A 212-nucleotide genomic window follows, 5' to 3' on the forward strand; every position below is an offset into this window, starting at 1 on the left:
CTGAATTGCGACTTTCACATCAGCGTATTTATCATGACGATTCAAACGCTTTTCCCAGTAATAATACGTACTACGTGGAATATCAGCGACTTTGATTAATTCAACTACTTCATAGATTTCCTTTAGTTCATAAATTACTTGCGCTTTGATTTGATTGGTAATTTTTCTTGCATTTGAACTAAAGTATTCAACTTTTTTAAGTACGCATTCTC

1 pseudogene is annotated in these 212 nt (G+C 32.5%); it reads right to left on the reverse strand.

Features of this window, described 5'->3' with window-relative positions:
• Positions 1 to 212, reverse strand: a pseudogene (locus tag B3D94_RS22495) (IS3 family transposase); the annotation flags it as partial.

Source organism: Lysinibacillus sp. UBA5990, from assembly GCF_002429815.1.
Lineage (GTDB): Bacteria > Bacillota > Bacilli > Bacillales_A > Planococcaceae > Lysinibacillus > Lysinibacillus fusiformis.